Source organism: Bacillus sp. FSL K6-3458, assembly GCF_038005045.1.
In the GTDB taxonomy this organism is placed as follows: Bacteria; Bacillota; Bacilli; order Bacillales; family Bacillaceae; genus Bacillus; species Bacillus altitudinis.
Window position 1 is genome coordinate 1 of sequence record NZ_JBBOSI010000001.1, and the last position, 14,019, is coordinate 14,019.

At 42.1% G+C, this 14,019-nt stretch carries 20 protein-coding genes and 1 riboswitch; of the genes, 5 read left to right on the forward strand and 15 right to left on the reverse strand.

Annotated elements, in window-relative coordinates:
* Positions 1–172: 172 nt before the first annotated feature.
* From MHH23_RS00005 to MHH23_RS00015, 3 genes are all read right to left on the reverse strand, one after another.
* Positions 173–589, reverse strand: a complete 417-nt coding sequence (locus tag MHH23_RS00005; RefSeq protein ID WP_327872070.1) for a hypothetical protein — start codon at positions 587–589, stop codon at positions 173–175.
* Between the two features lie 29 nt (positions 590–618).
* Entirely contained in the window at positions 619–1,080 is a 462-nt protein-coding gene (locus MHH23_RS00010; protein WP_041091698.1) for a DUF523 domain-containing protein, read from the reverse strand.
* Positions 1,081–1,428: 348 nt separating this feature from the next.
* On the reverse strand, positions 1,429–1,887 hold the full coding sequence (locus tag MHH23_RS00015) for a MarR family transcriptional regulator (protein ID WP_024719151.1): 459 nt from the start codon (positions 1,885–1,887) through the stop codon (positions 1,429–1,431).
* Positions 1,888–2,094: 207 nt separating this feature from the next.
* Here MHH23_RS00015 and MHH23_RS00020 point away from each other — a divergent pair, with 207 nt between their 5' ends.
* Both MHH23_RS00020 and MHH23_RS00025 read left to right on the forward strand, forming a co-directional pair.
* On the forward strand, positions 2,095–2,862 hold the full coding sequence (locus MHH23_RS00020; protein WP_327872069.1) for a GNAT family N-acetyltransferase: 768 nt from the start codon (positions 2,095–2,097) through the stop codon (positions 2,860–2,862).
* A 137-nt stretch (positions 2,863–2,999) separates the two neighbouring features.
* Complete coding sequence (locus MHH23_RS00025) at positions 3,000–3,377, forward strand: hotdog domain-containing protein (RefSeq protein WP_073415831.1); 378 nt, start codon at positions 3,000–3,002, stop codon at positions 3,375–3,377.
* Positions 3,378–3,430: 53 nt separating this feature from the next.
* On the opposite strand, the gene MHH23_RS00030 is transcribed toward MHH23_RS00025, so the two are convergent.
* Positions 3,431–4,603 carry an MFS transporter gene (locus tag MHH23_RS00030; protein WP_340958644.1) on the reverse strand — a complete coding sequence of 391 codons (1,173 nt, stop codon included), beginning with the start codon at positions 4,601–4,603 and terminating at the stop codon, positions 3,431–3,433.
* A 77-nt stretch (positions 4,604–4,680) separates the two neighbouring features.
* A riboswitch (purine riboswitch) is annotated at positions 4,681–4,780 on the reverse strand.
* A gap of 400 nt (positions 4,781–5,180) precedes the next feature.
* Between MHH23_RS00030 and proS the strand changes: the two genes are divergently transcribed.
* Both proS and MHH23_RS00040 read left to right on the forward strand, forming a co-directional pair.
* Positions 5,181–6,614: a proline--tRNA ligase gene (proS, locus tag MHH23_RS00035; RefSeq protein ID WP_058336287.1), complete on the forward strand. Its 1,434-nt coding sequence runs from the start codon at positions 5,181–5,183 to the stop codon at positions 6,612–6,614.
* A gap of 308 nt (positions 6,615–6,922) precedes the next feature.
* Positions 6,923–7,099: a hypothetical protein gene (locus MHH23_RS00040; RefSeq protein ID WP_164071373.1), complete on the forward strand. Its 177-nt coding sequence runs from the start codon at positions 6,923–6,925 to the stop codon at positions 7,097–7,099.
* Positions 7,100–7,151: 52 nt separating this feature from the next.
* Here the strand turns inward: MHH23_RS00040 and MHH23_RS00045 are convergent, their stop codons facing one another.
* The 10 genes from MHH23_RS00045 to MHH23_RS00090 all read right to left on the reverse strand — a co-directional run bounded on the left by MHH23_RS00045 (position 7,152) and on the right by MHH23_RS00090 (position 12,674).
* The gene (locus MHH23_RS00045) at positions 7,152–7,928 is read right to left on the reverse strand and encodes a sulfite exporter TauE/SafE family protein (RefSeq protein WP_340958645.1); all 777 of its coding nucleotides are present in this window, start codon (positions 7,926–7,928) and stop codon (positions 7,152–7,154) included.
* 58 nt (positions 7,929–7,986) lie between these two features.
* Positions 7,987–8,217, reverse strand: coding sequence for a sulfurtransferase TusA family protein (locus MHH23_RS00050; RefSeq protein ID WP_047946121.1), 231 nt, complete (start codon positions 8,215–8,217; stop codon positions 7,987–7,989).
* Between the two features lie 34 nt (positions 8,218–8,251).
* Positions 8,252–9,379: an MBL fold metallo-hydrolase gene (locus MHH23_RS00055; RefSeq protein WP_340958646.1), complete on the reverse strand. Its 1,128-nt coding sequence runs from the start codon at positions 9,377–9,379 to the stop codon at positions 8,252–8,254.
* A 15-nt stretch (positions 9,380–9,394) separates the two neighbouring features.
* Positions 9,395–9,955 (reverse strand): sulfurtransferase TusA family protein, encoded by a 561-nt coding sequence (locus MHH23_RS00060; RefSeq protein ID WP_024719146.1) that lies wholly within the window; start codon positions 9,953–9,955, stop codon positions 9,395–9,397.
* A 52-nt stretch (positions 9,956–10,007) separates the two neighbouring features.
* On the reverse strand, positions 10,008–10,364 hold the full coding sequence (locus tag MHH23_RS00065) for a rhodanese-like domain-containing protein (RefSeq protein WP_041508159.1): 357 nt from the start codon (positions 10,362–10,364) through the stop codon (positions 10,008–10,010).
* A 14-nt stretch (positions 10,365–10,378) separates the two neighbouring features.
* The gene (locus MHH23_RS00070; RefSeq protein ID WP_008343885.1) at positions 10,379–10,861 is read right to left on the reverse strand and encodes a DsrE/DsrF/DrsH-like family protein; all 483 of its coding nucleotides are present in this window, start codon (positions 10,859–10,861) and stop codon (positions 10,379–10,381) included.
* Positions 10,862–10,986: 125 nt separating this feature from the next.
* The gene (locus MHH23_RS00075; protein WP_003217059.1) at positions 10,987–11,247 is read right to left on the reverse strand and encodes a metal-sensitive transcriptional regulator; all 261 of its coding nucleotides are present in this window, start codon (positions 11,245–11,247) and stop codon (positions 10,987–10,989) included.
* Between the two features lie 122 nt (positions 11,248–11,369).
* The gene (locus MHH23_RS00080; protein WP_340958648.1) at positions 11,370–11,834 is read right to left on the reverse strand and encodes a DMT family transporter; all 465 of its coding nucleotides are present in this window, start codon (positions 11,832–11,834) and stop codon (positions 11,370–11,372) included.
* A gap of 13 nt (positions 11,835–11,847) precedes the next feature.
* Positions 11,848–12,276, reverse strand: coding sequence for a DMT family transporter (locus MHH23_RS00085; RefSeq protein ID WP_008343887.1), 429 nt, complete (start codon positions 12,274–12,276; stop codon positions 11,848–11,850).
* Positions 12,277–12,359: 83 nt separating this feature from the next.
* Complete coding sequence (locus MHH23_RS00090; protein ID WP_008343888.1) at positions 12,360–12,674, reverse strand: ArsR/SmtB family transcription factor; 315 nt, start codon at positions 12,672–12,674, stop codon at positions 12,360–12,362.
* A gap of 118 nt (positions 12,675–12,792) precedes the next feature.
* Here MHH23_RS00090 and MHH23_RS00095 point away from each other — a divergent pair, with 118 nt between their 5' ends.
* Positions 12,793–12,933, forward strand: coding sequence for a hypothetical protein (locus MHH23_RS00095; protein ID WP_164071249.1), 141 nt, complete (start codon positions 12,793–12,795; stop codon positions 12,931–12,933).
* 168 nt (positions 12,934–13,101) lie between these two features.
* Here MHH23_RS00095 and MHH23_RS00100 read toward each other — a convergent pair whose 3' ends face one another.
* On the reverse strand, positions 13,102–13,938 hold the full coding sequence (locus MHH23_RS00100; protein WP_061417724.1) for a helix-turn-helix transcriptional regulator: 837 nt from the start codon (positions 13,936–13,938) through the stop codon (positions 13,102–13,104).
* Between the last annotated feature and the right edge of the window lie 81 nt (positions 13,939–14,019).

Below are 14,019 nucleotides of genomic sequence, written 5' to 3' on the forward strand. Positions count from 1 at the left end.
ACTTGATTTTAGCCCTTTGTCTTCTTTTCAGCGTGATAGAAAACCTTTGCAGTCTAGGAAGGACGAGTACTGGCGCGGAGCGAATTTCACATTCGTGAGCACCAGCACGCAGGACTGACAAAGAATGCGAGGGTTTGTCTACACGCTGAAACCATTCATAGACTGAATGATCTTATTTGATGTATTGTCCCATATCGACTTGATTTGCATCAAAGATTTGGTATTCACTGATTCGATTTTTTGTTTTAGAACCATCATACGTCTCTAAAAAGCTTTGGTCATAAAAAGTCAGACCATACATTTGCTTTTCGTTCTCGTACACTCTGATCCAATAAGATTCTTTTGTTTCTTTTTTAGATCCAGTTAATTTCTTTAATTGAATACCCGAAAATTTCTTCAGCAGCTTTTGAATATCCTCTTTCTTGTCCACCACAACGCGCTCATCATCATGCTCAATTTGAATGGAAGTCACTTTATCTTTATCAATCGAGACCACATCATCAAAAGCATATGTTTTGGCATTGATCATAAAATAAAGACCTATTCCGATGAAAATAACGACTACTAAACCAATGATCCACTTCTTCAACCTAACTCCTCCTTCAATTCACGCCATCCCTATACAAACAGCGAGGTCCAATCATCCTCCTCAGAGAATACTTGAATCCCATGCTGTTTCAGCAAGGCAGACGTCACACCGTCCCCAGCCTTTGTCTTCCCGTTAAACTCTCCCCGATAGATCATCCGGCTTCCGCAAGAAGGGCTGTACTCTTTTAACACGACGGATGTTGCGCCAAGAGTCTGAACCTGCTTAAGCGTGTCTTGTGCACCATTTACATACATCTCTGTCACATCTGTTCCATGAACATCAACAACAGCAGCCTGCCCCCGTAAGACATCATGACCATCTCCACCAATAATTTCAGCGGGAGGTCTTGGTGTAGAGAAACCGCCAAGCAGCTCAGGGCAAACTGTTACCGCCTTTCCTTCCTGCACAAGCTCCTCGATACGTTGATCTAATCGATGGCTGCCATTATAACGGACCTTTAATCCCGCAAGACAAGCGCTGACAACGATCATGTATGTTCCTCATTTCTATGTATTGAACGTTTTTTGCTGACTTTAAAATAAATCCATAAAGGCAAACAGAGTATCGTGTACATCAAAAAGGGGAGAGCACAATACAAAACAGCCGCCCACATGGACCCTTCAACTCCTGTGATCCCAAAAAAATAAACAAATAATAGCAAGCTGACAAACAATCCGACGAACGGCATGATAAATACATATTTTTTGAAATTTTCCATCATCTCTTCCACCAACACGGTTCCCTCCCTCAATCATTATCACGAATAACGTCAATATATGTTAATTTTACCATAAAAAAACCGAAAGCATCTAGTTTATAGAAAGCTTTCGGTCCGTTATTTATATCTTTTCCTTCCAAGCCTTTAAGAAGCGCTCAATAACCTGTAGCTCGTCTTCATTAAATTCATGGAGGAATTCTAAATAGGAGGAGACTGCCTGTTCATGAAGCTCATCATGCAGTGCCGCAAGCTGTGTGCCTTCCTCTGTGAGTGAATAATAGACGGATTTCTTGTCACCTTGCCGGTGGCAATAGTCGACCATGCCTTTTTCGATGAGCTTTTTCACAGCCTTTGTAATGGCTGGTTTTGATAGTTTTAGTTGTTGTGAAAGAAATGTATTATTGGATTCATTAGGGTTTGCTTGAATCATAGATAAAATATGAAGCTGTGTAAGTGTCCAATCTTGCTTGAGTGTATCAGTCGTGGTAATCAGTGGATCTGTTGGATCGTTCCGTTTCTTTTCCCTATGCATAATCAAATCTTGAATCGCTTTTAAGACAATCTGCTCGTTTGTTTCCATCTGAACCTCCACTCTTAACTGGTTAATAAAATGGTACTAATAATCAATAAAGGAGTCAAAAGAAATGTGGGGATGAGGAAAAGAATGGGTCATAAGACCTGATAAATAAGAGAACTTTTTTACTAGATTACAAGAGACCGCACAATTTCCTTTTCTTTGCTATTATTTATGATAAGTAACCCTCAATCAAAAAAAGAAGGTGAGAGAATGAAAACAGAACAGCAAATGGCCATTCGCCAGTTAGAAGAAAAAATAAATTTGTTTTCTTCTGTTGTCAACGGATCGTTCCTATCAACGGAAGATTTCGTTTTATCAAACACGCATATATCAACTGACACGTTCAATTTGTTATTACCCATTTCAGCGCACATACAAGATCAACAAAAAGTGGAAGCTGCCATCGAACAAATGCAGCAACAGCAGCTAGCATTCAGCACATGGATTACTCAAAGCCTGCTCCACCCCGATTGGTCGAATATCATGCAGAAATATGGGCTTCAAGAAGTGGAACGCAATACCATCATGATGCTTGAACATACAAACGACATCGATCAAAGGACCTCTCAATGGCTTACGATCAAGGAAGTGACTGACGATCAAACCTTTCTCGATTATCAACATTTATTTATCGAACTTTTCGAAGGATCACCTGAGGCAATCGCTTTAAACAGCTATTTCCAGCGCTTTTCGATTGAACGATTACACCCGAGTACCCGCATGTTCGATGGATATGAACACAACAAACCGGTCACAACGGGCTTATTGATTGAAACAGCAGACAGCTACGGTATTTATGATGTCATCACAAAGGCAGAACACCGCGGAAGAGGACTTGGCAGTGACATGTTTCATTACCTTCTGACCCAAACAGATAACAAACAAAAGTGTGTGATGTTACAAGCCTCAAATGACGGCAAACATATCTATCAGCGTGCCGGATTTCAACCAATTGGAGAAATGGTAGTTTTTGGATAGACGATGACATTTTTCCTGACTTATCAAGGGCAAAGAAAGGCATCCTGTCTCTTCTTTGCCTCTAACATCTCATCACAAAAATGAATGTACATTCATTCACTCCTTTGGTACATTTAAAAAAAGGAGCTGAAGAACAAATGGTTCGACCAGGCGATCAATTTCAAACAAGCAAAACCTATACGCATGAAGATGTGATTCAATTTGGCGAGATGACAGGTGATCTCGGCAAACATCATACCGAGCTAGATGATCAAGGCAGGCTCATGGTACACGGCTTTCTCACAGCAAGTCTAGCCACGAAGCTTGGCGGTCAGTTTCATTTTATCGGTCAAGAGATGACATGTACCTTCATACGCCCTGTTTATACAGGTGACACCATTACCTGTCAGATGGCCGTCACCAAGGTAGAACCCCTTGAAAAATACCATCGTGTCCACCTTTTTTCCCGTTATATCAATCAGCATGGAGAAGAAGTCATTACTGGTAAAAGCGAAGGTGTGGTTTTAAAAAAATAAAAAGCTGCCTACGAGGAGGCAGCTAACAAATACGAAAACGATCTTATTCATTTCTATTCAGCGTGATGCCCTCGATCCATATAAAGCGGCGGTCTCTTTAATGAAATCACTGCACAGCTAAAGGCAATCAGCACAAAAACAGCACCGAATTTAGCCAAATCAACAGATGAACCGGTCATTGTAAACATGACGCCACCCACTGCTGATCCAATGGAAATCCCAATTTGCAAAGCGGATGTATTCAAACTCTGCTGAATATCAGACGTCACAGGGTCTGTTTGAATCAAATAGCTCTGCAAAGCAGGTGTCAGTGCCCAGCTAAGAGCACCCCATAGGACAACCATCACCATAAAGAGCATAAACACTCCCGCTGTATAAGGAAGGATAAACATCACAATGGCAAACGCCATGGTCACAAGCAAAATGGCTTTTCCTGATCCTAGTTTGTCACTCAGCCAGCCGCCAAACCCATTCCCGCCAATCGACGCAAGCCCGAAGACCAAATAACAAATACTAATCCAAAACGGAGTCATATGCAGAACTTCCATCAGAAATGGCGTGAAATAAGAATACAGCATATAGTGACCAGCAAGCATGAACAAACTAATCAAATGTGCACTGAAAATTTTCGGATGCCCTAAAGAACGAATTTGTTCTTTAAGCGGCGTGACTTTTTCAACAGGCATTTTCTCCAATAGAAAATAAATGAGTACCATGGATATGGCTGACAGAATACTGATTCCTAAGAACATCACTCTCCAGCCAAAGCTCTCTGTAATAAAAATACCGATCGGTACACCGAGAACAAGTGATGAGCTAATTCCAATAAAAATCAGACCTAATGCTTTCGCTCGATGCGACGGTTCCACCAGCTTGGCGGTAATCGTCAATGATAGCACCACAACTAGCGCTGTACTCATGGCAATCAGGACCCTAGAGATCATGACAAGGGCAAAGGTGGAACTAAAATATGTGAATACATTGCCTAATGTAAAGACCAATAATGCGATTAAATAAAGACGCTTTCGTTCGATTTTGGCTGTAACGGTCAGTAGCACCGGTGCTGAAATAGCATACACAATCGCAAATACCGTGATCAGCTGCCCAGCTGTCGCAAGAGACACATTGAGATCCTCTGCTAAACTTGGCAAAATGCCCCCGACCACAAGCTCAACTAATCCAACCGCAAAAGTAGAAACAGCTAATAAATAAACTCTCCAGTTCATGTCTAACATCCCTTCTCTATATCATGGCTTTCACTTTTGATACAGGGTGCAGACAAACAAAAAAACCCTGATTACAAAAAAGGAAAGCGCGCTTTTGTAATCAGGATTTATCGGATCCTGGTAGAAACCCTCAAACCATATTATTGAGGTTATACAAGTCTATTTTTTTCTTCAAATATATTAGCATAGCCTTCCATAACGTGCAAGCTGCAAAAATAGAAAATGTTTGCCAATGGCTCTTCGACATAAACGACCTCAGAAAGGCATGAAATGAACTTGCGGACCAACTTGCTTTCTCCCCCATTTACAGGTAAACTGATGAAAAATCAACGAACAAGGATCAACGTAGATCTGGAATAGTAGCTTGAATCGATCTTTACCAGAGAGGGAACGGTGCTGAGAAGTTCCTACTGACATCTTCAAGTGAACCTGCCGATTTAGTTCTGTTTCATACAGCGGTTCATACCGTTATCATGATCGAGTGTAAAGCTGTGCTTTAAATTAGGGTGGTACCACCAGGAATGGTCCCTAACTTAAAGCACAGCTTTTTTGTTTTTTTAAAAGGAGGAAAAAGACGATGTCAAAGAAACAATTTGTTGAGAAAATTACAAGCATGGAAGACGACTTTGCCCAGTGGTATACAGATGTTGTCACAAAAGCGCGTCTCGTCGATTATTCAAGCGTTAGAGGCAGTATGATTATTCAGCCATACGGTTTTAAAATTTGGGAGAATATTCGCGACGAACTTGATCGTCAAATCAAAGAAACGGGTCACGAGAATGTCTATATGCCGCTCTTTATCCCAGAAAGCCTTCTCCAGCAAGAAAAGGATCATATCGAAGGCTTTGCTCCTGAAGTGGCGTGGGTGACACATGGCGGTGATTCGGAATTACAAGAAAGACTCTGCGTCAGACCAACCTCTGAAGTGCTGTTCGCCGAGCATTATAAAAACATCATTCACTCCTATCGTGATTTACCAAAGCTATATAACCAATGGGCCAATGTCGTCCGCTGGGAAAAGACAACACGTCCATTCCTTAGAACCCTTGAATTCCTCTGGCAGGAAGGGCACACTTGTCACGAGACAGAGCAAGAAGCGATTGAAGAAACAGAAAAAATGCTCCATGTCTATGCGTCTATTTGTGAAGAGCTTCTAGCGATCCCTGTCATTAAAGGAAGAAAAACAGAGAAAGAAAAATTCGCTGGCGCTCGCTTCACCTATACGGTTGAAAGCTTGATGCATGACGGAAAAGCCCTGCAAACCGCCACTTCTCACTTCTTCGGCAACGGATTTGCCAAGGCGTTTGGCATTGAATTTTTAAATCGAGAAGGAAAATTAGAGCATGTCCAGCAAACATCATGGGGCTTCACCACAAGAATCATTGGCGCTATGATCATGGTGCATGGCGATGACAGAGGACTTGTCCTGCCGCCAAACATTGCGCCAACCCAAGTACGTGTTGTGCCAATTGCTTCCCATAAAGAAGGTGTCCTCGATCATGCCTATGAATTAAAGGATCGACTCGCCCGCATCGCACGCGCTGACATCGATGCAAGTGATAAACAGCCAGGCTGGAAATTCAACGAATGCGAAATGCAGGGCATCCCATTACGCATAGAAGTAGGACCAAAGGATATGGAAAAAGGCCAGGTCATGCTCGCAAGACGAGACACTGGTGAAAAGCAAGCCGTCACATTAGATGCACTTGAACAAACCATCACGTCCACGCTTGAAGACATTCAACAGACGATGTACGAAAAAGCAAAAGAAAGATTACATGAAAAAACATCAAACGCCCACACAATCAAAGACATCGAGCAGCTTCTTGCTGAAGAAAACAGGTTGATCAAAGCCATGTGGTGCGGTGATGAAGACTGCGAAAACGACATCAAAGAGAGAACAGGGGCGACATCACGCTGTATCCCGTTTGAACAAGAATCCGTTTCTGACACATGTGTCTGCTGCGGGAAACCTGCTTCTGATATGGTGTTCTGGGCAAAAGCCTACTAATCATGCTTCAAATTGTTGACAAGGGCTAAAATGAACTTTATTTTAGCCCTTTGTCTTCTTTTCAGCGTGACGGAAAGCCTTTGGACTCTAGGAAGGACGAGCACTTGCGCAAAGCGAAATTAAAAATCATGAGCGCCAGCATGCAGGGCTGACAAAGAATGCGAGGATTTGTCTACACGCTGAAGCATCTTATACGATGCTTCTTTTTTGTTAAAAAGAGCCAAATATCCATTGACCTCCTTCACACAATCCCCTATAATTCATATTAATATAATCGGTTTTTAAGACTTTAACTGGAGTGGTGATCTATGAAGCGCTGGCTCTCAATTTTTAACGAACGTTGTCCAAAATGTAAAACAGCATTAGATGTCTCGAAGTCCAATGCCTTGCAAGGCAAAGTCGTGAAAACATGCCCCAATCTTCATTATCAAAAAGAGTACCACCCTGCACTTGAAACGTATATCGAGCACGATGACATAAAATAAAAAAGACCAACACATGGAAAAGAGCCCTTGCTCTCATTTGTTGGTCTTTTTCTTATAATAAATCCACCCAGATTTTGATCGCTGTGGCTGTAATCATCACGGCAAGCGCCCATTGCAAATAAACGGCATTGATTTTCTGACCAATTTTCGCCCCAATCGGCGCAGCAATCAGACTGGCCGCCATTAAGACAAGAGCAGGCATGAACATGACTTGACCAGTCAGCACTTTCCCAGCCGATGCGCCGATCGCAGAGAGAAACGTAATCGCCAGAGACGAGGCAATCGTCATCCGCACAGGGATTTTGAGAATCGATAGCATCACCGGCACTAAAATAAAGGCACCGCCTGCACCTAATACACCCGATACACTTCCGATCACAAAGGCAATACCAGCCGCCATTCCTTTATGAAAGGTCACCTCTCCATCCGCTTCTGCCTGCTGACCTTTTTTCGGAACAAGCATTAAAATGACAGCGACAATGGCAAGCAGACCATAGACTACATTGATGCCTTTCTCTGGAAGGAAATGTGATAAATAGCTGCCTAATAAACTCCCTGCCAATATACTGCTCCCCATATATAAGATCAATGGTCGATGTAAAAATCCGCTTTTTCGATACGCCAGCACACCGCCGAGTGTCGAAAATAGTACTTGAATGGCACCAATCCCTGAAACCTCGTGTGCCGATAATGCCATCACTCCGACTAGAGGCGGGATATAAAGCAGCATGGGATAGTTGATCACCGATCCTCCTATTCCGACCATTCCTGATAAGAAGGAACCAATAAATCCGATGATAAATAAAGTAATGAAAAATGCAAAATCCACGCTGATCTCCTCCTTTGCAAAAGGAAAAGGGGCTCCCTCATAGATACCCCTCTCCCCTTTAGGACCCTTTTCTCACCCAGAACTTCAGCACATGCCCTTCATCCGTCTGCGTGACCAATTCATGTCCGCTTGACTTAGCCCATGCAGCCAAATCAGCTTTGGCCCCTTTATCTGTTGCATGTATTTCTAATACTTGGCCTTCTGCCAAGTCGTTCATTTTTTTCTTCGTCCGAATAATCGGCATTGGGCATGCAAGCCCGGTTACGTCTAAAATGTGATCTGATGTCATCTGATCATCCCTCGCTTCTTTATTTTATTGAACATTATCGAATCGCACAACGGTTTGGACCAATTTCCATGTCTCGCTGCGCTTCCTCGTCTGGATGCAGCTTCCCCATATTGGTAGACCGAATGTCTTGATAAGCGTTTGGCTGTGCAGGTAGATCCTGCGTGACCATTTGTCTAAATACGTCTTCATCTTCAATGTTCAGCCCGTGATTTTCTTCAAACAAAGCGCCTAGCTCCTTCCAAACGCTCCCGTCTTCATTCAGCTCATCCACGATCATAAAATGTGCAGGCAGCACAATCAATTCTGCCGAAAGCGCCGTATATCGTGTATAAAGGGTTTCCCTCAAATCACCTACCCAGTCCTCCGCCATACCGGCTAGATCAGGTCGTCCGATCGAATCAATGAACAAAATATCACCTGAAAGGAGGTAACGGCCGTCTACGATAAAAGAGGTTGAACCAATCGTATGGCCCGGTGAATAAAGGGCATGAATCTCAATCTCCGTCGCTCCAATCGTCACACGCTGTCCTTCTTCAAGGTGTTTGTAATCAAATGTCACCTCTTCGGCGTCTTTTGGCGGTAGCCAATAGATAGCACCAGTCAGTTCAGACAGCTTTTTCCCGCCAGATATATGGTCCGCATGAAGGTGCGTATCAAACACATGCGTCACCGTGACTTGATGTTTTTTAGCAAATTGCGTATAGACCTCCGTCATTCTAGCCGCATCAATAATCGCAGCTTCCCCATTCGACATGATCATATAGGACAAGCACCCCTTGCCCATTCGCACAAATTGGTACAACTCTCCACCCCCAGTTAAATCACCGATCTTCACTGGCTCTAAATGCTCACTCCATGCCTTCATGCCGCCTTGCAAATAATGGACCGTTCTACCTGCCTCTGACAGCATCTCTGCCACCATAATAGAAGAGCCTTCTTTCGCACAAACGACCAGTACATCTAGGTCATCCGGTATGTTCTCCACCATATCCTCTACGCCATCAAGAAGCTCAAAGTAAGGCACATTTAAATATTCAACGGCTTTCCCTTCAATTTTCCAGTCCTGCACATCTGATTCGTTTCGTACATCCAACAAAAAGATCGGCTCTTTGTTGATGATCTTTTTTGTTAACTGTTCTGCGGTCATTGCTTTTACAGTCATTGGTTCATTCAGCTCCTATTTTTCAATCTCTCCTGTCCAGCTGTTCATGCCTGGCACTACATTGATCAATTGATGAAATCCTTTTTCTTTTAACTTTTGTGCGGCTAATTCACTTCTTCTGCCTGAATGACAGATGAGGTAAATGAGCGTCTCTCGGTTCAATTCTTCAGCACGTTGTTCCACCTCACCGAGAGGGATGTGAACAGCTCCTGGAATATGACCCGCTTCATATTCATCCGGCTCTCGTACATCTAAAATAAACAATGACTGATCTTCTTTTACCTTCTGTTGAAACATGTTCAACGACATTTCCGAAATCATTGACTGCTCCTCCTCCTGTTTCGCTCCGCCTTTACGAATCAAATGATGAAGCACCTGTCCTTCTACTTTTGTTCCTAAAAATTCATGACCGGCGCTTTTTGACCAAGCTGCTAAATCCGCTGTAGACCCTTTATCGGTTGCTTGCACTTCAAGCACATCTCCTGGCAAGAGCTCATTCATTTGTTTTTTCGTTTTGACAATGGGCATTGGGCATGCCAATCCTTTTGCATCTAGAATTGCTGTTGGTTGCTGCATTGTTTTTCCTCCTTTTATAGGGGTGGGGGTATATTTTAAAGCCTATTTATACCTATAATCGCCAAGCATTCATGCCACCCTTGATATTCGTAATGTGGGTAAATCCCTGTTTTTTTAACAATTTTGCCGCCTGCATACTTCTCATCCCGCTCTGGCAGATCACATACACTTCTTTGTCTTTCTCAAGCTCATGCGCTCGTTCCTTTAACTGGAATAAGGGGATATTTTGAAATCCTTTTATATGATTTGTTTGAAACTCTAAAGGTGATCGCACGTCTATCAGCTGTTGATGCCGACTATGCAATTTAGGTTTCAGATGAGCTGCGTCCATTTGTTTCACACCCCGTACGGGAAGAAAACGGCTCACAAGCAAAGCGATCACAATGATGAGCAAAAGCATTTGAATCATGTATGGACACCCCCCTAGATAAATAAGTTCACATTCCCGATTTCTGCCTCTGCTAAATACGCTGCCACACCGGCATATTGAATGTCTGCTAGTAATTCATTCTCCTGTAACCCTAAAAGATCCATCGTCATCGTACATGCCACGAGATTGATCTCTTGTTCCTTTGCCATATCAATAAGCTGCGGCAGGGTCATGGCATTGTGTTTATTGATCACATGCTTGATCATCTTCGGTCCCATTCCTGCAAAATTCATCTTTGACAGCCCCATTCGATCAGCGCCACGCGGCATCATTTTGCCAAACATTTTTTCTAAAAATCCCTTCTTCAGTGGCACCATCTCTTCCTTACGCAACGCATTCAGCCCCCAAAAAGTATGAAAAATAGTCACCTCGTGATCATAAGCTGCTGCGCCATTTGCAATAATATAAGCGGCCATCGCTTTATCATAATCTCCACTAAATAAAACAATTGTTGTTCGTTTCTTTTGTTCTTCCATCATGCTCCTCCTTATATCAATTACCCATAGGGGTATACTAAAAACAAAAAATATATACACATACCGGTAAGGGTATATTATAACAAGTAAAAAAATTCGTCAACCTCCAAAGGCTGAGGAATTTCTTACCGGCTTTTCACCAAGAGCTCAACCGCTTCTTTGACAAGCCCCTCTGTATCCTTGCCCTGCTCAAGACTTTCACGGACACATTGCTCAAGGTTTGTACTCACAATCACACCCATCGCCCGATCAATCGCATTACGAGATGCAGATAGCTGCGTCACCACCTCGCGGCAATCCTTTCCCTGCTCCATCATCGCAAGAACTCCTTTAATCTGTCCTTCAATCCGGCGAAGACGATTCTTCATCTGCTGATTATACTCCACGTTTAACACTCCTTTCTCTTTTCCCTATGATCAGATAGTATACCCTGATAGGTATTTAGTCAAACATGATGAATCAGTATAAAAGAGCTGCTGAGAGCAAATGTCGCAGCAGCACGTTCTCTTTAAGCACTCGCTTCCTCTCGAGAGCGCTTATTTCCTTTGTAAATAAAATAAAGAGCGATCAGCATAAAGAACAATGCCAATATGCGTTTGAGATCAAGTAAAATCACCAAGCTATGGAACCAGCCAAAATGATCAATGACCATTCCAATGACAAGCTGCCCAGCAATCCCCGCAATATTCGCAGCAATGACACCGATTTTCGGAACAGCGATCACTGTCAGGATTAAATAAGCCGTTCCAAGAAAAGCCGCACTCAACTGCCACTTTGGTGCATGCAAGAGATTCAACAGATGGCCGCTCCCAAAGAATAAAATCAGAATGGTTAAAAACATCGTACCCGTTAAAAAGGTCAAAAAGGTCGTTTCAATCGTACCCGCTCTCCTGCTAAACGTACCGTTTATGGAAGATTGCGCACTTAACGTAATGCCTCCGATTAAAGTAAATATAATTAACAATAATGCCATATCGACTTTCCTCCTAATGAATAAGAATAAGGGCAATGATCATTGAAATGACCGCAAATACCTTCTCTTTGTTTACTCTTGTTCTCTGACTCCCAAGCCAGCCAAAATGCTCAATCACCATACTCATCAACAGCTGACCAATAATGACAGCGACCATCGTTACCCCCACACCAACGAATGGAACACTCACCACAATAGACGTTAAATACACAACCCCCATCGCTCCGCCAAGTAGCGACCATTTTGGTGCCTTCAACGTATAGGAAAGGTCACCTTTGCCAAAAAAGAGCCACAATAGCCCCATAATAATTGAACCGACAAAAAAGTTATAAAAACTCGTTTCTAACTGTCCGATCGACTTCCCAAGCTCCGCATAGATGGCTCCTTCAAAACTAAGTGCCGCACCCGCTAATAGTGCAAGCACATAAAAAATTAAACGCATCATTAAATCTCCTTTGATTCATATATTTATATATCTAGATAAATAGATATATAGAATAGAAAAAAACAGAAATCACACATCCTTTAGATCTCTGTTTTCATATATTGTCCGATCTGTTGGATAAATTCTTCATTTCGTCTATAGTATGTCCATTGTCCATGCCGTACCGATTCAAGCAGACCAGCCTTTTGCATCAAATGTAAGTAGCTAGAGACCGTTGATTGAGAAATTTGCGCCTTTTCTTGAATATCCCCAACACAAACGCCCCCCTTATAACTAACCTCCTTCGGTAAATGAGCGCCTTGCTTAGGAAAATGCTTCTCTGGTTCCTTGAGCCACTTTAAAATATTCAACCTTGTTTCATTCGATAATGCCTTAAACACATCAATAGGTTCCATGGCAGACATTGTATATCTAGAAATACCGATATGTCAAGCCATTGCATATTCACCTCTAAATTGGTAAAAAGGAAATAATCAACGCTATAAGGAATATTTCAAGGAAAGAGGGCAACCCATGACTTTACAGCATTATATTGGATCAAACAAAGAACTGCCACTTGGTACCATTGGTCAAAATCCTACCTATAAACCATTCTCTGAACTCACCTCACCCAAAAACAATGAGTATTTTAAAAGAACATACAGATGCTATTGAGATGTATAAACACCATTTACCAGAAAAGATATAGGCCTGGGGGCAAGAAGCCTCAACGTGAAACTAAACCGGTGCTCATCAGCATCGGTTATGCCCACTTCTCACTGATGGCATAGGATCTCTTTTATATTTAATGGCCATAATAACCTCATCCAAACGATATCTAATCTACCCTTCAATTAAACGTTTCAACTTAAGCTCCGTTTCAGTATCCTCAACTGGAGTATAGACACTGCATCTTAAATCAGTATCCCCATACACTTGTAATGAAGTGAGATTAAACAACATTTTCCCTACCTTAGCATGACGAAATTCAATTAATACTTCAGGTGCATAACTGATCTCATTTTCATTCCATATTTTACGAAACTCAGGATATGCCTGCTCCATTTCTTCTATAAATTGCTCATACCAGTCATCCGCCACATACTGTCCATAATACGTTCTAAATATGGCGATATATCCTCTTACAAAATGCTCCCAATTCACGGCTAAACTTTTAAATTCCTTTCTTGCGAATAGTAAGCGGATGATATTCCTTTCTGCCGGGATGATTTGCTCAAAGTCCAAAAATACATTAGCTGCTGCTCGATTCCACCCAACAATCTGACTTCTTCTATCAGATATAATCGTTGGGCAATAACGAAGTTCCTGCAGAATTTTCACTAAAGCCGGACTGATTTCCTTCTCATTCTCAATGATATAGGATTGTTTCACACCTTCCTCTAACGCTAAAGCGTACAAATATCTCCTTTCATCGTTATTTAATTGTAATGCACTAGAAATCGCATCTAATACCGAAGTAGATACTTTTATATCTCTGCCTTGCTCTAACCATGTATACCAAGTAAGACTCACACCGGCTAGTTGAGCCACTTCTTCTCTTCTGAGTCCTGGTGTTCTTCTGCGGGTTCCTACAGGTAAACCAACCATTTGAGGCGTGATTTTTGAACGTTGGTTTTTTAGAAATTCTGATAATGCTTGAAGTCTTGTTTCAGGTTTCATTAAGGTCTCCTTTTAAAATATTATTCATTATACTAGGATAAACAACAACTTGTAATAGGATAACACAATGGCTAAAGTTAA